The 19,344-nt window shown below is 42.8% G+C and carries 21 protein-coding genes; 14 read left to right on the forward strand and 7 right to left on the reverse strand.

Translation table 11 applies throughout. From position 1 onward, the window contains the following. Nucleotides 1-44 precede the first annotated feature (44 nt). On the forward strand, nucleotides 45-1,451 hold the full coding sequence (gene selA / locus D1B31_RS05725) for an L-seryl-tRNA(Sec) selenium transferase (RefSeq protein WP_118919792.1): 1,407 nt from the start codon (nucleotides 45-47) through the stop codon (nucleotides 1,449-1,451). Nucleotides 1,452-1,499: 48 nt separating this feature from the next. Here selA and D1B31_RS05735 read toward each other — a convergent pair whose 3' ends face one another. After that, complete coding sequence (locus tag D1B31_RS05735) at nucleotides 1,500-1,634, reverse strand: small acid-soluble spore protein P (protein ID WP_118919793.1); 135 nt, start codon at nucleotides 1,632-1,634, stop codon at nucleotides 1,500-1,502. Nucleotides 1,635-1,791: 157 nt separating this feature from the next. Here D1B31_RS05735 and D1B31_RS05740 point away from each other — a divergent pair, with 157 nt between their 5' ends. Next, a complete protein-coding gene (locus D1B31_RS05740) occupies nucleotides 1,792-2,052 on the forward strand; it encodes a hypothetical protein (protein WP_118919794.1) in 261 nt (86 codons plus the stop codon). Nucleotides 2,053-2,246: 194 nt separating this feature from the next. On the opposite strand, the gene sspO is transcribed toward D1B31_RS05740, so the two are convergent. Beyond that, a complete protein-coding gene (gene sspO / locus D1B31_RS05745) occupies nucleotides 2,247-2,396 on the reverse strand; it encodes a small acid-soluble spore protein O (RefSeq protein ID WP_118919795.1) in 150 nt (49 codons plus the stop codon). A gap of 257 nt (nucleotides 2,397-2,653) precedes the next feature. Between sspO and acnA the strand changes: the two genes are divergently transcribed. The 7 genes from acnA to D1B31_RS05780 all read left to right on the forward strand — a co-directional run bounded on the left by acnA (nucleotide 2,654) and on the right by D1B31_RS05780 (nucleotide 7,901). Then, nucleotides 2,654-5,362, forward strand: coding sequence for an aconitate hydratase AcnA (gene acnA / locus D1B31_RS05750; protein ID WP_118919796.1), 2,709 nt, complete (start codon nucleotides 2,654-2,656; stop codon nucleotides 5,360-5,362). A 217-nt stretch (nucleotides 5,363-5,579) separates the two neighbouring features. Further along, complete coding sequence (locus D1B31_RS05755) at nucleotides 5,580-6,107, forward strand: redoxin domain-containing protein (protein ID WP_118919797.1); 528 nt, start codon at nucleotides 5,580-5,582, stop codon at nucleotides 6,105-6,107. A gap of 189 nt (nucleotides 6,108-6,296) precedes the next feature. Then, nucleotides 6,297-6,428, forward strand: coding sequence for an FbpB family small basic protein (locus D1B31_RS05760; RefSeq protein ID WP_118919798.1), 132 nt, complete (start codon nucleotides 6,297-6,299; stop codon nucleotides 6,426-6,428). A 65-nt stretch (nucleotides 6,429-6,493) separates the two neighbouring features. Continuing rightward, nucleotides 6,494-6,637: an acid-soluble spore protein N gene (locus tag D1B31_RS05765; protein WP_118919799.1), complete on the forward strand. Its 144-nt coding sequence runs from the start codon at nucleotides 6,494-6,496 to the stop codon at nucleotides 6,635-6,637. A gap of 153 nt (nucleotides 6,638-6,790) precedes the next feature. Further along, nucleotides 6,791-7,024 (forward strand): small acid-soluble spore protein Tlp, encoded by a 234-nt coding sequence (tlp, locus tag D1B31_RS05770; RefSeq protein ID WP_118919800.1) that lies wholly within the window; start codon nucleotides 6,791-6,793, stop codon nucleotides 7,022-7,024. Between the two features lie 142 nt (nucleotides 7,025-7,166). After that, nucleotides 7,167-7,592, forward strand: a complete 426-nt coding sequence (locus D1B31_RS05775) for an acyl-CoA thioesterase (protein ID WP_118919801.1) — start codon at nucleotides 7,167-7,169, stop codon at nucleotides 7,590-7,592. A 15-nt stretch (nucleotides 7,593-7,607) separates the two neighbouring features. Beyond that, the gene (locus tag D1B31_RS05780) at nucleotides 7,608-7,901 is read left to right on the forward strand and encodes a hypothetical protein (RefSeq protein WP_118919802.1); all 294 of its coding nucleotides are present in this window, start codon (nucleotides 7,608-7,610) and stop codon (nucleotides 7,899-7,901) included. Between the two features lie 43 nt (nucleotides 7,902-7,944). Here D1B31_RS05780 and D1B31_RS05785 read toward each other — a convergent pair whose 3' ends face one another. The 5 genes from D1B31_RS05785 to plsY form a co-directional block, all read right to left on the reverse strand. After that, a complete protein-coding gene (locus D1B31_RS05785; RefSeq protein WP_118919803.1) occupies nucleotides 7,945-8,232 on the reverse strand; it encodes a HesB/YadR/YfhF family protein in 288 nt (95 codons plus the stop codon). 218 nt (nucleotides 8,233-8,450) lie between these two features. Then, nucleotides 8,451-9,593 carry a CapA family protein gene (locus tag D1B31_RS05790; RefSeq protein ID WP_118919804.1) on the reverse strand — a complete coding sequence of 381 codons (1,143 nt, stop codon included), beginning with the start codon at nucleotides 9,591-9,593 and terminating at the stop codon, nucleotides 8,451-8,453. A 463-nt stretch (nucleotides 9,594-10,056) separates the two neighbouring features. Further along, nucleotides 10,057-10,272: a hypothetical protein gene (locus D1B31_RS05795; protein ID WP_118919805.1), complete on the reverse strand. Its 216-nt coding sequence runs from the start codon at nucleotides 10,270-10,272 to the stop codon at nucleotides 10,057-10,059. Nucleotides 10,273-10,380: 108 nt separating this feature from the next. Continuing rightward, nucleotides 10,381-11,295 carry an ATP-binding protein gene (locus tag D1B31_RS05800; protein WP_158587473.1) on the reverse strand — a complete coding sequence of 305 codons (915 nt, stop codon included), beginning with the start codon at nucleotides 11,293-11,295 and terminating at the stop codon, nucleotides 10,381-10,383. Between the two features lie 440 nt (nucleotides 11,296-11,735). Then, entirely contained in the window at nucleotides 11,736-12,329 is a 594-nt protein-coding gene (gene plsY / locus D1B31_RS05805) for a glycerol-3-phosphate 1-O-acyltransferase PlsY (protein ID WP_118919807.1), read from the reverse strand. Nucleotides 12,330-12,548: 219 nt separating this feature from the next. Here plsY and D1B31_RS05810 point away from each other — a divergent pair, with 219 nt between their 5' ends. The 5 genes from D1B31_RS05810 to D1B31_RS05830 all read left to right on the forward strand — a co-directional run bounded on the left by D1B31_RS05810 (nucleotide 12,549) and on the right by D1B31_RS05830 (nucleotide 19,295). Further along, nucleotides 12,549-12,959: a CoA-binding protein gene (locus D1B31_RS05810; RefSeq protein WP_192894735.1), complete on the forward strand. Its 411-nt coding sequence runs from the start codon at nucleotides 12,549-12,551 to the stop codon at nucleotides 12,957-12,959. A 462-nt stretch (nucleotides 12,960-13,421) separates the two neighbouring features. After that, complete coding sequence (parE, locus tag D1B31_RS05815; RefSeq protein WP_118919808.1) at nucleotides 13,422-15,410, forward strand: DNA topoisomerase IV subunit B; 1,989 nt, start codon at nucleotides 13,422-13,424, stop codon at nucleotides 15,408-15,410. Then, entirely contained in the window at nucleotides 15,407-17,842 is a 2,436-nt protein-coding gene (gene parC / locus D1B31_RS05820) for a DNA topoisomerase IV subunit A (protein WP_118919809.1), read from the forward strand. Before parE ends, parC begins: the two co-directional genes overlap by 4 nt. Before the next feature lie 146 nt (nucleotides 17,843-17,988). Continuing rightward, nucleotides 17,989-18,681 carry an RDD family protein gene (locus D1B31_RS05825; protein WP_118919810.1) on the forward strand — a complete coding sequence of 231 codons (693 nt, stop codon included), beginning with the start codon at nucleotides 17,989-17,991 and terminating at the stop codon, nucleotides 18,679-18,681. Between the two features lie 143 nt (nucleotides 18,682-18,824). Continuing rightward, the gene (locus D1B31_RS05830) at nucleotides 18,825-19,295 is read left to right on the forward strand and encodes a staygreen family protein (RefSeq protein ID WP_240035195.1); all 471 of its coding nucleotides are present in this window, start codon (nucleotides 18,825-18,827) and stop codon (nucleotides 19,293-19,295) included. The last annotated feature ends 49 nt before the right edge of the window (nucleotides 19,296-19,344 follow it).

A 19,344-nucleotide genomic window follows, 5' to 3' on the forward strand; every position in this document is an offset into this window, starting at 1 on the left:
GGTATAATGGAAGCGCATAATTTTGTATGAAGGGGTTTTTCCTAATGAAACAGTTGCTTCGATCTATTCCGCCTGTCCATGAGCTTCAGCAGGACAGCCGCTTTAAAGAGTTGTTACTAAGAACGAATATTGATTCCACCCAGCTTGTCGCGCAAGTAAGAGTTATCGTTGATGAGGTAAGGGAAGCGATATTAGTGGGGAACTGGGTAGGACCGGAACCCGGCACAGCCGCATTTACAGATGCCTTATTCGACCAACTCGTTCAAAAAGTTGGAAAGGTGTATTCCTTTACCCTCAAAAGAGTTATTAATGCGACTGGGACTATTTTACATACAAATCTAGGAAGAGCCAGACTTAGCGAGGAAGCAATTCGGCATGCCGCAGAGGTTGCCGGGAATTATTCCAATCTCGAATACAAGTTGGAAGAAGGCGAGAGAGGGTCCAGGCACAGCCATATTGAATGCTTATTAAAGGATATTACCGGTGCCGAAGCGGCAATGGTGGTCAATAATAACGCTGCTGCTGTCTATTTGATTTTGCGGGCGCTCGCGAAAGAAATGGAAGTTATCGTCTCACGCGGTCAGCTTGTCGAGATTGGTGGTTCATTCAGGATTTCATCCATCATGGAAGAGAGCGGGGCAAAGCTCGTTGAAGTTGGTACGACAAATAAAACCCATCTTTATGATTATGAACAGGCTGTCACTGAACATACAGCGATGATTATGAAGGTCCACACAAGCAACTTTAAAACAATTGGTTTTACGAAAACAGTTGAAACCGATGAACTTGTCCAGCTTACATCCAGCCTTGACAATATTGTTTTTTATGAAGACCTCGGCAGCGGGGCACTTTACGATTTCAAAAGACATGGAATTGGCGAAGAACCCCATGTGAGGGAAGTCCTCAAAATAGGGGCTGATATCGTTTCTTTTAGCGGGGACAAGCTGCTGGGCGGCCCGCAGGCGGGGATTATTGCCGGTAAAAAGAAATTAATTGATACGTTAAAGAAACATCAACTGGCGAGGGTTGTCCGGGTTGATAAAATGACTTTGGCGGCACTCGAAGGGACATTGATCGACTATGCGAAGGGTGAGGCAGGGATAAGGAATATTCCTACTGTACGCAGCCTTTTGACAAGCCAGGATGAATTAAAAGAAAGGGCAGAACGCTTTATTCAAAACCTTATTGCAAAATCAAATAGGTATAAAGCAGCTGCCATTCCTTCAACTGGCCAAGTTGGCGGAGGAACGATGCCCGATGTTAGCCTTCCATCCTATTCTGTTTCTCTCACGCACGAAACCCTTTCTGCCGGACAGCTGGCGGATAAACTAAGGCTGGAAGCTGAGCTGCCAATCATTGCCCGTATCCACGATGGTGAAGTTATTCTCGATTTACGGACGGTTACCCGTGAAGAGGAGAACATCATTCTTACTTCGTTATCACAGTGGTAACAATGCTCGAAAAGCCCCTGCGTTTTTGAAACGTCAGGGGCTTTTTTATCACATATCATGATGGGAATTATGCTTTTGCCGTGAGTGCTGCCGGTTTTTCACCTTATGGGAACCGCTCATAGGTTCCGGCTGGCTAACATTTTGCACATCTTTTGCATTTTTTCGGTTATCTTTTTTCGCCATATCCATCCCTCCTGTTCATAGGATGTGATTCCAGCATGAATTTATCCATCAGGTACTGACATGGAGATTCCAAAAGGTTATTGGTTTTCGCCTGAATATTTCACATGATTTCGCACATTTTAACGGTACACGCTACCATCATGAAGGAGTGGACATCATGCCGTATCATAAAAACAAACAGCAGGCTTTTCAGGCTGCCCAGCAGGGAGTAGAGGAAGCAAGGGAGCTTTATTCCGAAATTGTCCGTGATAGCGCAAGCTACGGACATCAGCTGAAGCATTTAAAAAATGAAGTGAATGAAGCGTATCAGCAAATTGAAAACGCTTTGGAAGTCGCATCAGAACATCAGCGGGCAGAATTGGAAAGGTTCCAGCAGGATTTAAAGTCAATTGTGGAAGAGGTAAATCACTTTCAATGAATAAAAAGAACAGGCTAACGATCCTAGCCTGTTCTTTTTAAGTTTGTCTAGCTCCAGCGCCTAGCGCCTAGTGTACTTCGGTCCCCTCGCTACGATAAGTCAACATCGATTCGCTAACGCTCATCGTGTTTCCTTTATCTCCCTCGGAGCCCTCCAGTCCATACGGCGCTAAACAGGCGCTTCCGCTTTTATCCTTATTGATTCTTTTTTCTTTTTTTATTATTTTGCCTTTCCATTTCGGTTAGAGGGTCATTTCCTGCTTCTTCATTATATCCAGCGCCCATTCCTTGGGCTTTTGCCGCATTCATTCCCGGACGTACGTGGTTGGCTCTCCGTCTCGGCATTTCATCACCTCCCGTCATTAGTGTTTCCACTTTATGAAGAAGTTAATTTTGGCATGTGAAGATTCTGGTGATAAGAAAAACTTATGTTATAAGAAAAACTTATGTTATTTTATAATTATCAAGTCATTTACAGAGGGAACTTATTATACTACGATATAATTGTGAGAAAAGTCGTTTACATCCAATTAAATTCAAACTTTTCGACTTTTACAATTTTTTGATTTATCATTAAGGTATGGAAATAAGGGGGTAAGTATATGTCGAAAACTGATGTATTTAATGCCCGCTCTTCATTTGAAGCGAACGGTAAACGCTATCATTATTACCGTCTCGCCGCCCTTGAAGATGCAGGCGCAGGCAAAGTTACAAAGCTGCCATACTCTATTAAAGTTTTATTAGAGTCAGTCCTAAGGCAATATGATGGCCGCGTCATTACTAAAGAGCATGTTGAAAACTTGGCAAAATGGGGAACGAGCGAAGTAAAGGATGTTGATGTTCCTTTCAAACCGACCCGGGTCATCCTCCAGGATTTTACCGGGGTGCCTGTTGTTGTTGATCTTGCTTCATTACGTAAGGCAGTCGCTGACCTTGGCGGAGATCCCGATACGATTAATCCTGAAAAGACAGTGGATTTGGTCATTGACCACTCTGTCCAGGTTGACCAATACGGCAATCCGGGTTCTCTCGAAGCCAATATGCTACTTGAGTTTGAGAGAAATGCTGAGCGTTACCAGTTCCTGAACTGGGCACAAAAAGCCTTTAATAATTACCGCGCGGTTCCGCCGGCAACAGGGATTGTCCATCAGGTAAACCTTGAATTCCTTGCCGATGTTGTCCATGTCGCGAAAAACTCTGAAGGTGAACTGGAAACTTTCCCTGACACTCTCGTTGGGACAGATTCACATACAACCATGATCAATGGTCTCGGAGTCCTTGGATGGGGAGTAGGCGGGATTGAAGCTGAAGCAGGAATGCTGGGTCAGCCGTCCTATTTTCCTGTACCTGAAGTAGTCGGGGTAAAACTCACTGGCACGCTTCCTAACGGGGCAACCGCAACGGACCTTGCTTTAAAGGTTACCCAAGTTCTAAGAAGCAAGGGGGTCGTTGGAAAGTTCGTGGAATTCTACGGGCCTGGCGTTTCAGCCCTTCCGCTTGCTGACCGGGCAACAATCGCCAACATGGCACCAGAATATGGCGCTACATGCGGATTTTTCCCAATTGATGACGAGTCGCTTGATTATCTCCGTTTAACCGGCCGTGATGAGGAACAAATAAAAGTTGTTGAAGCATACTGCAAAGCAAATGGATTATTCTTCAATCCAGATGAAGAACCAGTTTACACAGATGTCGTTGAAATCGACCTCTCCACCATTGAAGCCAACCTATCCGGTCCGAAACGGCCACAGGATTTGATTCCGCTTTCCAAAATGAAGGAAGAGTTTGTAAAAGCGGTGAGCGCCCCACAGGGAAATCAGGGCTTTGGATTGAAAGAAAAAGAACTTGACAAAGAAGTAAAAGTTTCCTTCCATAACGGTGACCAAACCATTATGAAAACAGGAGCCGTCGCAATTGCAGCGATCACAAGCTGTACAAACACCTCCAATCCTTACGTCCTTGTAGGTGCTGGATTACTTGCTAAAAAAGCGGTTGAACTTGGAATGGAAGTACCTAAATTCGTTAAAACCTCCTTGGCGCCTGGATCTAAAGTCGTAACAGGCTATCTGCGCGACTCGGGACTGCTTCCTTATCTTGAGCAGCTAGGCTTTAACCTGGTCGGCTATGGATGTACGACATGTATCGGTAACTCCGGACCGCTACGGGAAGAAATTGAAAAAGCTGTAGCGGATAACGATATGCTTGTCACTTCAGTATTGTCCGGTAACCGTAACTTTGAAGGCCGCATCCATCCACTTGTAAAAGCGAATTACCTGGCTTCGCCGCCATTGGTTGTCGCTTATGCTCTTGCAGGAAATGTGAATATTGATTTCCGGACGGAACCAATTGGGAAAGATCGTGACGGGAACGATGTTTACTTTATGGATATTTGGCCGGCTACCGATGAAGTGAATGAAGTTGTTAAAAAGACGGTTACCCCTGAATTGTTCAGAAGGGAATACGAGAATGTTTTCAGTGATAACGAGCGCTGGAATGAAATTAAAACGAGCAATGAGCCTTTGTATTCCTGGGATCGTGATTCGACTTATATCCAAAACCCGCCTTATTTTGAAGGGCTTTCACCTGAGCCAGGCCAAGTTGAGCCACTCAACGGCCTCAGGGTAGTTGCCAAATTTGGCGATTCGGTTACGACAGACCATATTTCACCTGCAGGCGCAATTGGCAAAGATACACCTGCCGGCAAGTACTTGCGTGAAAAAGGTGTTGAGCCGCGTGATTTCAACTCTTACGGATCTCGCCGGGGCAACCATGAAGTCATGATGCGTGGAACATTTGCGAATATCAGGATCAGAAACCAAATTGCCCCTGGAACAGAAGGCGGTTTCACTACTTACTGGCCAACCGGGGAAGTAACAACCATTTATGATGCCTGTATGAAATATAAGGAAGCAGGAACCGGACTGGTCGTCATTGCCGGCAAGGATTATGGAATGGGCTCCTCACGTGACTGGGCTGCCAAAGGAACAAACCTACTCGGCATCAAAACAGTCATTGCTGAGAGCTTTGAACGGATTCACCGTTCCAATCTCGTCATGATGGGCGTTCTGCCGCTTCAGTTCAAAGAAGGAGAAAATGCCGAATCACTTGGACTGTCAGGGAAAGAAACATTTACTGTACAAGTTGATGAAAACGTACGCCCTCGAGACGTTGTCAAAGTGACTGCAGTTGACGAAAACGGTAAATCAACCGAGTTTGAAGTACTTGTTCGCTTCGATTCGGAAGTTGAAATTGATTATTACCGCCATGGAGGAATCTTGCCAATGGTTCTCCGTGAAAAGCTTAAAGCTTAATCAACCCAAAACACCATGCGGCATTTCGCATGGTGTTTTTTCTGCTGTCTTTATGTTCAGCTTTCCCCTTTTGAAAGAGAGTTGAGGTAGATTTAATCGTCAATTGCCATGAAGGAGAGAAATGTCACATTATCGGCATTTTTTTAGACGATAGGCATGTTATTTCCCCAGTCTGTATAGTGTAAAATCGAATTAGAGGATAAAAGGAGGGGCGCAAATGGCAAAAAAGTGGATTGCCGCCGGACTACTGATTGCATTGACCGCCATTGCGATATTCCAGGCAGTTGATAAAAAAGAAGAGACTGGGGTTAAAAGTGAGGCAATAGTAGATGGGCTTAAGCCAGGAGTCAAAGCACCGGATTTTGAGCTAAAAACATTGAAAGGCGATACAATCAAGCTATCTAGCCTTAAAGGGAAAAAAGTTATGTTGAATTTTTGGGCAACTTGGTGTGGCCCGTGTAAAGCAGAAATGCCAGCTATGCAGCAGCTATCTACTGAAGTGGGCGATGATGTCGTCATTCTTGCTGTTAATATAGATCCTCAGCTGGATGTACAAGGATTTGTCGATGAGAATGGAATTACCTTCCCGATCCCCTTGGATGTAGATGACAAAGTAAACGCACTTTATCAGATCATTGCTATACCGACAACCTATTTTATCGACAGTAATGGAATCATACAGGACGTGTTTAAAGGGGCCATGCCTCACGATGCCATGGTCCAATATGTAAACGATTTGAAATAAACATGAGCCGACCAGTGCAATGGTCGGTATTTTTTATATAACTGTCTATATCAATTGTTTCAAAAAATAAACACTTATTACTTTTCCTTATAAAATAAAACTTTCGATTAAATTTTCGAAAAGTTGTAATAATTGAAACCGTTTCCGGGCATAATTACTGTTAGAATAGTAATTAAGGAAGGTGATACTATGCGAAAGCCACGTAAACGCTCATTTGCTGAGCTTGTATCTGAGAATAAAAACCAAATTATGAAGGATGAGGCGTTAATGGAAAAAATCGAAAAGCGCCTTGAGGCAAAGCGAATCGAAAGAGCTGAATAGAAACATTGTTTTACCATATATGATTTTAGCTGTTCCTGGCAAAAATATTGTCAGGAGGGATGGCAATGGGAAATCCTAAAAAAGACAGCAAACATTTTACCCCAAAACACTTGGGCACACAGCCAAGGGGATTCAGCGGCAATAAAGGGAAGAAAATGCAAGACACTTCCGGTGAACACGCCCAGGTAATCCAGACAAAAGGGGAATAACTTCGCTTGCTTTGCCAGCTGGAATTTAACAGGTTATAAAGGATTAAACCCGGCCATGTAGCCGGGTTTATCTTTTGCTCGCATTGACCACTCATATTTTTTCACCTATTGATGAAAACTATGAAATGCATCAAAGAAATAGGAGGAATGAGAATGGCCGATCAAACAACCCCAAAACCAGATGACCGCAGCGATAATGTTGAAAAGCTGCAGGAAATGATTCACAACACAATTGAGAATATGGAAAGAGCTGAAGAAACTCTTGCCTTAAGTGACAGTGATGAAACGAAAAGGCAAGTTGAAGAAAAAAATGCCCGCAGGCGTGAAAGCATTGAAGCAATGAGAATGGAAGTCAAAGATGAAGCAAGGTATCAAGGACAAGATTAATCATTAAACGAGAGGACCTGTTTTTGCACGGGTCCTCTTGACTTTTATTTAAAGCAGGATTTTAGCGGGAGCCCGTTCAATATGGTACCATGGGGAAGAAAAACTGTATTGTGAAACGCTAAAAGGAAGTGGAATTTAGTATATGGTAATCAGTGAAGCAAAGGTCGACGTACGCTATGCCGAAACAGATCAAATGGGCGTTGTATACCATGCCAATTATCTAGTATGGATGGAAATAGGGAGGACCAGTTTTATTAAAGAACTGGGCTTCAGTTATGCGAAAATGGAAGAAGACGGCATCATCTCGCCAGTTATTGATATCCAGGCGTCCTATAAGAAACCATTAAGATATGGACAATCCGCTGTTGTAAGAACGTGGATTGAGGAATACGATGGATTCCGGGTGAAATATGGATATGAAATCCTCAACGAAGAGGGGGAACTGGCATTGACTGGCAGTTCAGTTCATGTGTGTGTAAAAAAAGAAAATTTCCGGCCGGTTTCTTTAAAGAGGAAATACCCCGACTGGCACAGCGCCTACGAGAAAGCCGCCGGAAAAGAGGATTAAGGAAGGGGAAAACGGGTGGCATTCGGAATTAAAAAGAAAGAGATAATTGAATGGAAACGAAAGATAGACCATGGAGAAATTGCTTTTTTAACTCACTACTGGCTGGATGACAGATTTCCTGGTTGTAAAACCGTCACGAAAGCAGGCTGTAAGGATCTGAAGCGATTGGCTGAATGGGGACGGAAATACGGGCTTCAAAAAGAATGGATTCACTACCGCCCAGATGGATATTCCCATTTTGACCTGATTGGAAAACGTCAAAAGGAAATTTTGAATGCCGAAGGGCTGCATGAACATATTTGGGAATGATGAAAAGCGGCCATTTAGGCCGCTTTTACTCGTTAAATTCGTCTTAATGATGGTTAAATATTGGTTCATTACTCTTTTTATCCAAAACAACTTCAACGTCTCTCTCGTCAAAATACCATAAATCTTTCTCTTCAATATAAAATATCAGTCCTTCTGATTCCGCTGTGACAGCTGGATCAACTGGTTCTTCAACAGAAACCCCTAGAGAAAATCCCGATTGGAGCTGGCTGAATCCCCCGTAGCGGACATAAAAACGGATGAAAGTTCCCGCTTTGAGTTCCATTTCTTCTTTATACCATTGAGCTGCCGTGTCGTTTACCTGTAAATTCATGTTGAATCCTCCTCGTGTAACCCTTTTGGCCAAAAATCCAAGGTTCGTTTTCCCTAAACCATATGTAGTTTCAGTTCCAAAGTAAGTGTATGTGTTCCTTTTCCCTTAACCTCCGCTTCGGAAACAAATCCAAAACTTAATACAGTTTCATCTATATTATTTCCTTTATCCATAACAAAATCAAAGAGAAGGCACAGCGAACAAAAAAAGCCCCGAATTTACCGGAGCCACTGAGTCATATGTTCGATTGTTTCCAATGTCATTTGTTCAGGGGTGGATATTCCATACGCACCCGTTTTTTCCATCGGCACAACCCTAAAATTGCGGCCATTTTTCCGGTATACGAATGTCGGATGGAAGGAGGGATTGGCCAGTTCAACCGTTGTACCCTTTTCACTAATCGTTTTTGTGATTTCCAGGGTGACTAGGCCGCCAATATCTTTATAATCACGTACTTGTGCGGAGATGAAATTCCCCAAAGAGTATACGACAAAAGTCTTTTTCCCATCAGACCGTTCAATCCACTCCATTGGCTGCAGCACATGGGGGTGGGACCCGAAAATAATATCGACGCCTTCACCGGCAAGGAATTTCGCCAAATCCTTTTGTTCATCAGTCGGATAGCGCTGATATTCGTTTCCCCAGTGCATGCTGGCTATAACCACATCACTTTCCTGGCGTGCCTTGGCAATATCCTTTTTCATTAACTCCCTGTCAATCAGATTGACAGAAAACGCCTTACCTTGCGGGATTGGGATACCATTTGTTCCGTAAGTGTAAGATAAAAAGGCAAGTCTGATCCCATTCTTCTTCAGCACAGTCACTTTGTCGCGGCCTTCTTGGCTGACGGCTGTCCCTACATAAGGCAGACTGATTTTTTCAAAATAAGCAATTTGTTTTTCAACGCCTCGATAGCCTTTATCAAGCGAGTGGTTATTGGCCGTAGAAACGATATCAACCCCGCTATTGATCACAGCTTCCGACAACTCGAAAGGGCTGTTGAATGATGGGTAGCTGGAAATACCCAGTTCTGTACCGCCAACAAGGCTTTCCTGATTTGCAGTCAGTATATCTGGAGCCTGCAGCAAATCTTTTACAGGTTCAAACATCGGATTAAAATTGTAGCCATCTGATGATTTTGCATCTTCATACACAAGGTCATGGATCAAAATGTCACCTATTGCCCCTATGGTTAATGATTCCTTTATTGATTTCCCTTGGACTTCAAACGGTCTGTCCGCATGAGATTTTGGTACGGGCCTTGATTCCGTTTCAGATCCATTCGTGCATGCAGCTAGGAGCGTAGTCAAAGACAATGCTCCAATTACTGCTATCGTTTTAAAAAGCGGGTATTCCTTCACATGGAATCCTCTCCTATAAGCAAAATATTTTTCCCGAGGGGCTTTATGTTTTATGATAAATGTTAGTTAATAACATTCCACCTATATTTTAACGTATAAACATGATTTTAAAAGAAAAATTTTCCCAATGAGGTGATTCTATGTTTAAGTTGACAGATGCTGCCTTCCGTGTACTATCTAAGGCGCTTGATAATGAAAAAAAAACCGACGGTGAACAATTGTATATCCGGCTGACTATGGGCATCGGCTGAGGCGGGCCACAGCTGAATCTGTCTCTGGAAGAGCAGAAGTTACCGAAAGACCAGGAATTTGAATTTGAAGGACTTAAGATTTTAATTCATGATCAGGATTTTGTTTATTTTAACGATACAAAACTTGATTATGTAAAAGACGTGTTCGGAAGCGGAAAGTTCCAGTTGCTGAAAGTATAAAAAATGGTGTCCCGATGAGGGACACCATTTTATTAGGAGTTAAATGCAGGGTTAGAGGCGTTCTCCAATTCTTCCATTTCCTCAATAAAGTCAATCAATTCCTCGAAATTCCTCGTTATTTTTATTGGTTTTCCATTGCATTCTAAATCGGGCGTACAGGGATAGAATTCTACAATAAACTCCTCTTTGGAAGGATTCGGTGTGACGGAGGTAGAAAAAACAAAGTCAAACTGTTTTGTTCCTGGCATTGGAAGTCTCCCTTCACTGTAAAGTGCTTACTACTATTGTAAAGGAAGACCCTCTTATCTAATTGTAATGATATTGAACGATTCGTGAAAATTGGGAAATTGCCATATTCACGTATTGGAGTTGGTAACAGAAATGCAGAAAACACTGCCTTTCCCAACATTGCTCTTTACTTTAATCGTCCCATTATGATCTTCAATGATTTTTTTACAAACATTCAGGCCAATCCCATTACCGTTCTGTTTAGTTGAGTAAAAAGGGGAGAACAATTGACTTAGTGTTTCAAGATCCATTCCGCAGCCACTATCTTCTATTGAAATTGAGAAACCATCGGCTGCTGTATTTGTATTAATCCTAATTTCGCGTCTATCTTTGTTTTCTGATGATTCAATCGCTTCCATAGCATTTTTTATTAGATTGACCAGTACTTGTTTCATGCGGCCTGAATCAAGTAAATAAACATTATCATTTTCATCATACCTGGAGACAAGTTTAATGTTTCGCAAAATTGATTCGCTTTCATAAAGCATAATGACTTCTCTGACCAGCCCATTGACAGAGGTTTCATTTTTTACCCTGGCTGACGGCTTTGTCGCATTCAAAAACTCGCCTATAATCATATTCGCACGATTAATTTCTTCAATGGCGACATTTGCATATTGCTCTTTCCCCATCTCCTTTAGCTCGGGTTTAAGCAACTGAATAAACCCCTTAACAGTCGTAAGAGGGTTCCTTATTTCATGCGCGATTCCAGCAGCCAGCTTACCTAAATCTTCAGAATAAACTTTTCCTGCCTTTAGTTCCTCTGCCTGTTTTTCCATATCTGCTTTTTGGCTCGCAAATTCAATGTTAAAAGCAAGAACTCTTTTTTCCAGCCGATCCATCGCCATCTTAAGCTCAGCAGCCCTATTAGAGATAGGAAAACAGTAGACGACTAAATTGCCATAGGAGTCCTTCGATTTATAGAATTGATAGTAATGTGAGGCTTCTTCTTCTTTCATTGCCACTTCTATTGAGCCTGACATTCTAGACGCAGAGAGGAATTGACTTGTTTTTAGCCTATATTCTTCTGCAATCAAGTGGAGAAATGTTGAGGTTTCTGAAAAGATTTCCTTAGCACAGAGCGAAGCGGATTCTATTTCAAAATGTTTATTTAAGATAAAACATGGAAAGGGCAAGTTTTTAAATGCTAATTCCATTTGTTTTTGACCCTTGGTAAATTATTTTTAAAAACCTCTCAAGTTAGTGGTTTAAGGCGTTAAATAAAGGGTATATAAACTAGTTACGCTTCAATCATACAAAAATTCCAATATTTTTACAAATTTATACCTAGCAATTTCTTCCTTACTTTTTGCTATTTTACGTCAAAAACCACCTACAAAAGAAAATATCATACCAGCATCGACAATATTCCCAATTTCAAAAAGCATTTTACGAAAAAAAAAGCTATGAAGGAAATGTCCCTTCATAGCCATTTTATTTTAGGTTCGGTCTTATTCAAGATTCTTTTAATATTTTCTCTGTGCCTGTAAAAAACAAAAGTAGTAAGAATAATGACAATGATAATCAACGGAATATCCCTTGGCTCTACTAAAATAGAGTAAGTAACAGCACTGATTCCGGCAACCATCGAAGATAGAGAAACATATTTAGTAAGGAACAAAGAAATGAAAAACATAGCGAATATAACCAAAAACATGATTGGAACATAAAACAGGAGAACTCCGCCGGATGTCGCAACCGCTTTTCCTCCCCGGAACCCCGCAAACACAGGATACATATGTCCAATAACCGCAATCATCCCTGGTATCAAAGCATTTATTTCCGCCACTCCTAATAATGCCGGAAGAGATGCTGCCAATGTCCCTTTCAGTATATCAGCCAAAGTAACCGCAATCCCGGCCTTGACTCCGAGAGTCCTGAATGTATTTGTTCCGCCAAGATTTCCACTGCCATACTGGCGGATATCTTTCTTATAAAAGACCTTACCGACAATCAAACCGGAAGGAATTGAGCCGATTAAATAGGCCAGGATACATAATAAAACCGTTTCAGCCATTCCAATTCTCCTTTTTCTAAATCTAATACTCAGCGTGTTTTGTTGGAAGTTACACTTTATTGTACCATTTTCTTTTGAAAACGCCATATTTCTATTGCTATTTTATCACGTGGCACTAGACATATATCTATTAAGATTTTGACCCCAAGGCAAATAAATGGGTATTTCAACCTTTCCAAGGTAAACTAGAACTAATAGGAGCTGAGGAGGGAACTAAATATGATCAAAAATCCCAGCCGGGAAGAAATGAAAGAAATTTTCGGGAAATCTAAACGAATTGCTGTTGTGGGACTGAGTGATAATCCTGCAAAAACCTCCTATATGGTCTCGGAGGTCATGCAAAAAGCCGGATATGAAATTATCCCGGTAAACCCTCAAATAGAGGAAGCCCTCGGAGTAAAGGCAGTTGCTTCACTGAAGGACATCGAAGGCCATGTTGATATTGTCAATGTGTTTCGCCGCTCAGAATATTTACCTGAGGTGGCAAGAGAGTTTGCAGAGATAGATGCAGATGTGTTCTGGGCTCAGCTAGGGCTTGCCAATGAGGAAGCGTATCAATTTTTGAAAGAAAAAGGGTATACGGTTGTTATGGATAAATGCATTAAAGTTGAACTTGCTATGATTCAATAGATCCCCTCTAAAACAGGCTGCCATCATCGGCAGCTTTTCTTATCTCATTGGCTTTGTAAAACGTTTGTTGATTTCCGCTCCAAAAAGGAAAGCTTCCCTGAACTTACATCGCACGAAATTATGCGATAGCATCATTGAGGATTTTCGAGGAGTCTACGCGCCTTCCGCTCTAATCAACTCTATAATAAATAATCAAAATTCCCTTTAAGACAGCAATTTTATTATTTAAAAAAGTATTTCATTCCTCACAAAATAGACATTTCTGCAGGTTTTTTTCTTTTTACGCATTTGCCAAAACGAAATAAATCGATACAATAAAGCATAGACGGCAGGGCAAGTTATGGTAAAATTAACTTACGAACACCTGTTCACTTGTGTGTTTTCCTTTAATTTTAATATAAAAAATGAATTTTGGAGAGAGCAGTATTTCTTTCTTTGGCATTTTATGAAAGGGGTATTTTAGTGGTAACAAACCAACAGGCTTTTAACTATGATGATGATGCCATCCACGTTCTTGAAGGGCTCGAAGCAGTCAGGAAACGACCCGGCATGTACATCGGAAGTACTGATGCCAGGGGTCTTCACCACCTGGTATATGAAATTGTCGACAACTCGATCGACGAAGCGCTTGCCGGTTACGGGAGCGAAATCACTGTTAAAATCCATAAAGATAATTCAATCAGTGTAAGTGATAAAGGTCGGGGTATGCCGACTGGAATGCATAAACTTGGCAAGCCTACGCCCGAAGTAATCTTGACAGTCCTCCATGCCGGCGGAAAATTTGGACAAGGCGGCTACAAAACAAGCGGCGGTTTGCATGGTGTCGGGGCATCTGTCGTGAACGCTTTATCCGAATGGCTGGTTGTGACGATAAAAAGAGATGGTTTCATTTACGAACAGCGTTTCCAAAACGGCGGAAAACCTGAAACAACTCTTGAAAAACTAGGCAAAACAAACCAAACTGGCACAACGATCCATTTTAAACCGGATCCGACTATCTTTTCCGTTACAGCATATAATTTTGAAACCTTGAGCGAGCGGCTAAGAGAATCTGCTTTCTTGTTAAAGGGAATGAAAATAAACATAGTCGATGACCGGAATGGAACCCAGGAGACATTCCATTATGAGAATGGAATAGAAGCGTTTGTTGAATATTTAAATGAAGGAAAAGAAGCTTTACATCCTGTCGTAAGCTTAGAAGGAATCCACAGCGATATAGAGGTTGAGTTTGCCTTCCAATTTAACGACGGATATTCCGAAAATGTCCTTTCCTTTGTCAACAACGTCCGTACAAAGGACGGAGGAACACATGAAGCAGGGTCAAAGACCGCGATGACACGAATTTTTAATGACTACGCCCGGAAGGTTTCCCTTTTGAAGGAAAGAGATAAAAATCTGGATGGCGCTGATATTCGCGAAGGGCTTTCAGCCATTATTTCTGTGCGGATTCCTGAAGGGATGCTTCAATTTGAAGGGCAGACGAAAAGCAAGCTCGGAACAAGTGAAGCAAGATCGGCAGTCGATTCGGTTGTATCCGAACATCTTTCTTATTTTCTCGAGGAAAATCCAGACATCAGTTCATTACTGATAAAAAAATCGATTAAAGCGTATCAGGCGAGGGAAGCTGCCCGAAAAGCCAGGGAAGATGCGAGAAGCGGCAAAAAGCGCAGGCGGACTGATGCTGTATTATCGGGCAAGCTTACCCCGGCACAATCTAGAAACCCACAAAAAAATGAACTATATCTTGTAGAGGGCGATTCGGCCGGCGGTTCAGCAAAACAAGGGCGCGATCGCCGTTTTCAAGCTGTCCTGCCTTTGAGGGGAAAGGTTATCAACACAGAAAAAGCCAAACTCCAGGATATCTTTAAAAACGAAGAAATCAACACGATTATCCATGCAATTGGCGGTGGAGTCGGAACAGATTTTAACATTGGCGATATCAATTACGACAAAGTCATTATCATGACAGATGCCGATACAGATGGAGCACACATCCAGGTTCTCCTGCTCACTTTCTTTTACCGGTATATGAAACCGCTTGTGGAAGAAGGAAAGATTTTTATCGCCCTTCCTCCCCTATACAAGGTCAGCAAGGGAGCCGGGAAAAAAGAAGTCATTGAATATGCTTGGAATGAGGATGAACTTCAGGCGGCTATGAAAAAGGTCGGAAAAGGCTATATGATCCAGCGTTATAAAGGGCTAGGTGAAATGAATGCCGACCAGCTGTGGGAAACGACAATGGACCCGGAAACGAGGACACTCATTCGGGTAAAAATAGATGACGTTGCCAGGGCCGAACGGAGAATCACCACTCTTATGGGTGACAAGGTAGAGCCGCGGCGAAAATGGATCGAGTCAAATGTCGCATTTGGATTGGAAGAAGAAGCGGAGCTAGACAGTATACTTGATAATGAAAATATTACAGTTACCGAGGAGGAGACCGGACTATGACCATGACAGAGAAATTCCGTGACCTTCCTCTTGAAGATGTCCTTGGCGACAGGTTTGGAAGATACAGTAAATATATTATCCAGGAAAGAGCCCTTCCGGATGCAAGGGACGGATTGAAACCTGTCCAACGGCGGATTTTATATGCCATGCATGTTGAGGGCAATACACACGAAAAAGGCTTCAGAAAAGCCGCGAAGACGGTCGGGAATGTAATCGGTAACTATCATCCGCATGGCGACACGTCTGTTTATGAAGCAATGGTCCGGATGAGCCAGGATTGGAAAGTTCGTAATGTACTTGTCGAAATGCATGGAAACAACGGCAGTGTCGACGGCGACCCTCCGGCAGCTATGCGTTATACAGAAGCGCGCTTGTCGGCGATTGCAACAGAGCTGCTAAGGGATATTGAAAAGCAGACAGTAGACTTCATTCCTAACTTCGATGATACATCGAGTGAGCCAACCGTTTTACCTGCCATGTTCCCGAACTTACTCGTCAATGGTTCAACAGGAATATCAGCTGGTTATGCCACTGATATTCCTCCTCATCATCTCGGAGAAGTCATTGATGCGGTCATAATGAGGATGGACAACCCTAATGTGACGGTCGATGAGTTGATGACTGTCATTAAAGGACCGGATTTTCCGACTGGCGGCATCATCCAGGGGATTGACGGAATCAAAAAGGCCTATGAAACTGGCCGGGGAAAAATTATCGTGCGAAGCAAAGCTGAAATTGAGGATATACGAGGCGGCAGACAGCAAATTGTCATCACTGAACTCCCTTATGACGTCAATAAGGCTAACCTTGTTAAAAAAATGGACGAATTCCGGCTGGACCGGAAGCTTGAAGGCATCTCGGAAATCCGTGATGAAACTGACCGGACCGGCCTCAGAATCGTGATTGAATTAAGAAAAGATGCGGATGCTTTAGGTATCCTAAATTATTTATACAAAAACAGCGATCTGCAGGTTTCTTATAACTTCAATATGGTGGCCATCCATAATAAGCGCCCTGTGCTGATGGGGTTAAGGGAACTGCTCGATGCCTATATTGGGCATCAGAAGGAAGTTGTGACAAGGCGGTCCAACTATGAACTAAAAAAAGCGAGGGAACGCCAGCATATCGTAGAAGGGTTGATGAAGGCACTTTCCATTCTTGACCAGGTTATTGCCACCATCAGGGCTTCAAAAGATAAGCGGAATGCGAAGGATAACCTTATTGCCAAGTTCGCCTTTACGGAGGCGCAGGCTGAAGCCATCGTTTCTTTACAGCTTTACCGCCTGACTAATACGGATATTACCGCCCTCCAGAAGGAAGCGGAAGAACTCGCAAAAAAAATAAATGATTTAACCTCCATTCTTGAAAGCGAAAAGAAGCTGAACTCTGTCATCAAAAAAGACTTGAAGGATGTAAAGAAACGTTTTGCCGACAGTCGCAAGTCCAGCATTGAAGCAGAGATTGAAGAACTGAAAATCAACCTCGAAGTGATGGTTCCTAGCGAGGATGTTATCGTGACGGTTACAAAGGAAGGCTATATCAAGAGGACAAGCCTCCGTTCATACTCCGCGTCAAATGGCCAGGATCTTGCCATGAAGGATTCCGACAGGCTTTTTGTCCAGCTTGATATGAATACAAAACATGTATTAATTCTGTTTACGAGCAAAGGGAACTATTTATACCTGCCTGTTCATGAGCTTCCTGATATCAGATGGAAGGACATGGGTCAGCATGTCGCGAATATCATTCCTATAGAACGTGACGAAGAAATCATTAAAGCTTTGCCTGTCCAATCGTTCGAGGTCGAATCCTTCCTCGTGTTTGTCACAAGGAATGGAATGGTTAAGAAAACAGAATTGAAGCTCTATCAGGCCCAGCGATATTCAAGACCACTAACAGCCATTAATCTTAGAGGCAACGACACAGTTATTGATGTCCATGTGACAGATGGCAAACAGGACCTGTTCCTTGTCTCCAATCTTGGATACGCCCTTTGGTTTAGTGAGGATGAGGTCAGCCCAATCGGGATCAGGGCAGCAGGGGTCAAAGGCATGAACCTGAAGGATGACGATCTCATTGCCGGCGGGAAGGTGGTAAACCCTGAAGGCAAGGAATCGATAGTGGTGGTCACCCAGCGGGGTGCCATTAAAAAAATGAGGCTGAGAGAGTTTGAAAAGGCTACGCGCGCAAAAAGAGGTGTGGTGGTCTTGAGGGAATTGAAAGCTAATCCCCACCGGGTTGCGGGCATTGAGACCGCATTGGAGTCAGATCTACTGTCCGTTTTGACAGAAAAAGGACAGATCGTAAATGTAAATACGAATACCCTTAAATATAACGACCGCTACTCTAATGGATCGTTTATTGTCGATGAAGGAGAAAGCGGGAGGGTTGTCGCTATTTGGAAGCAAGCCGCCACGCCGGTAAAAGAATAAGGATTGAAGCAGGCTGTCCATATCGGACAGCCTGCTTTTTATGTGCTATGACAATATGTGACAAAAAACCGACAAATTATTCTAGTAATATTTCTTTCTGTTTATTATACTATTAAGTAACAAGAGCGTTTTAAGGGGGTTATTCATTGTACTGTCCAAATTGCAATACACTAAATGATGATGCTGCCCGTTTTTGCAGCAAGTGCGGGGAATATCTCGAAAAACAAGCTCCCGAGGGCTGTCCGGATTGTGGAGCCGCACGTAAACCGGAGGAATCTTTCTGCTCCACCTGCGGCCACAAATTCAATGGTGCTTCCACTGAACCTATTTCAAGTCCACCCACGGTTGCTCCCGAGCAAAAAGCACCAGGAAACCATGGCCAGTATGGAGGGGGAGGGCATTCACCTCAATACGGTAGTCACGGATCTACTATTTATGCAAATGAACAGGTGCGTTTTGCCAACTTCGGCGAGCGTCTCGTTGCACTTATCATCGATTCTATCGTGTTGTCCATCGCGGGATATATCCTTGGTGCAATTTTAATGTTATCGAACGGCGATTTATTAAAGAGTTTCTTGTCATTCATCATCGGTATCGGCTATAAAGCTGGTCTTGAAGGTTCAACAAAACAGGCCACGCTTGGAAAAATGGTTATGGGAATTAAAGTAATCGGCCCGGATGGGGGACGAATTAGTTATGGGCGGGCCATTGGAAGGTATTTTGCCAATTTCCTTTCTGTTATTACACTCGGTATCGGTTATTTGATGGCACTTTTCACAAGAGAAAAACGCGCCCTGCATGACTATGTCGCTGGTACGTATGTAATAAGAAGTAAGTAAATAGTATGAAAACCCTTTTCTTCTTGAAAGGGTTTTTCTTTTGCCAACAAGTTTGCCTTCAAGTAGGCAATTGTCACGAATCGTAAAAGGACGCATACACTATATCAGCAGGTATAAAGGAAAGGAGTATGCGTGCCTTGAATGTGTTTAAGCCTTCCATGCTGACTGTAACATTTATAGCCCCCATTACCCCTTTCAGGCCACTCGAAAGCAGAAGATACACACTTGCCCACTCGGATACAACCGGAAAACTATTCTTGACTATAGGACCTGAGTACGGTTTTTCAACATCTGATCAAATCAAGGATGAAGTGAAAGCCGAATGGGTTCAAAGAATGGGCGAATATTCATTATCTGGAAAAGTTCATATTAGTGGCGGGGAATATGACGAACAATATTCCAAGGTTCGTTACATGATTTTCAAAAAAGAAATGGAATTGGCCTTAACAGCAATTGTGTATGGCGATCAAGTGTTCTACAGCTGTTTTCCATGGCTGCTGGATGCCCCGATTTATGTAACATTCGAGTCTATTTACCCGGAATTTCAGCAAACCGTCTATTACGGAACACCGAGAAAATATTTAACAGCCGCCCTTAGCCAGGCCGTAAAGTGACAGCGCTAATCATTAGCGCTGTCTTTGTTGTTTTTTTATGTATTTTTGC

The organism is Neobacillus notoginsengisoli (assembly GCF_003515685.1).
Classification (GTDB): domain Bacteria; phylum Bacillota; class Bacilli; order Bacillales; family Cytobacillaceae; genus Bacillus_D; species Bacillus_D notoginsengisoli.

Excerpts from the sequence above, each read along its gene's own strand:
- D1B31_RS05735 (WP_118919793.1), bottom strand. The coding sequence starts at position 1,634 with ATGGCGAAAAAAGATAACCGAAAAAATGCAAAAGATGTGCAAAATGTT.
- plsY (WP_118919807.1), bottom strand. The coding sequence starts at position 12,329 with ATGGCTGAAACGGTTTTATTATGTATCCTGGCCTATTTAATCGGCTCA.
- parC (WP_118919809.1), top strand. The coding sequence starts at position 15,407 with ATGACCATGACAGAGAAATTCCGTGACCTTCCTCTTGAAGATGTCCTT.
- D1B31_RS05785 (WP_118919803.1), bottom strand. The coding sequence starts at position 8,232 with ATGAATTTACAGGTAAACGACACGGCAGCTCAATGGTATAAAGAAGAA.
- D1B31_RS05775 (WP_118919801.1), top strand. The coding sequence starts at position 7,167 with ATGGTAATCAGTGAAGCAAAGGTCGACGTACGCTATGCCGAAACAGAT.
- selA (WP_118919792.1), top strand. The coding sequence starts at position 45 with ATGAAACAGTTGCTTCGATCTATTCCGCCTGTCCATGAGCTTCAGCAG.
- D1B31_RS05800 (WP_158587473.1), bottom strand. The coding sequence starts at position 11,295 with ATGTCAGGCTCAATAGAAGTGGCAATGAAAGAAGAAGAAGCCTCACAT.
- tlp (WP_118919800.1), top strand. The coding sequence starts at position 6,791 with ATGGCCGATCAAACAACCCCAAAACCAGATGACCGCAGCGATAATGTT.
- D1B31_RS05810 (WP_192894735.1), top strand. The coding sequence starts at position 12,549 with ATGATCAAAAATCCCAGCCGGGAAGAAATGAAAGAAATTTTCGGGAAA.
- acnA (WP_118919796.1), top strand. The coding sequence starts at position 2,654 with ATGTCGAAAACTGATGTATTTAATGCCCGCTCTTCATTTGAAGCGAAC.
- D1B31_RS05765 (WP_118919799.1), top strand. The coding sequence starts at position 6,494 with ATGGGAAATCCTAAAAAAGACAGCAAACATTTTACCCCAAAACACTTG.
- sspO (WP_118919795.1), bottom strand. The coding sequence starts at position 2,396 with ATGCCGAGACGGAGAGCCAACCACGTACGTCCGGGAATGAATGCGGCA.
- D1B31_RS05795 (WP_118919805.1), bottom strand. The coding sequence starts at position 10,272 with ATGCCAGGAACAAAACAGTTTGACTTTGTTTTTTCTACCTCCGTCACA.
- D1B31_RS05740 (WP_118919794.1), top strand. The coding sequence starts at position 1,792 with ATGCCGTATCATAAAAACAAACAGCAGGCTTTTCAGGCTGCCCAGCAG.
- D1B31_RS05760 (WP_118919798.1), top strand. The coding sequence starts at position 6,297 with ATGCGAAAGCCACGTAAACGCTCATTTGCTGAGCTTGTATCTGAGAAT.
- D1B31_RS05755 (WP_118919797.1), top strand. The coding sequence starts at position 5,580 with ATGGCAAAAAAGTGGATTGCCGCCGGACTACTGATTGCATTGACCGCC.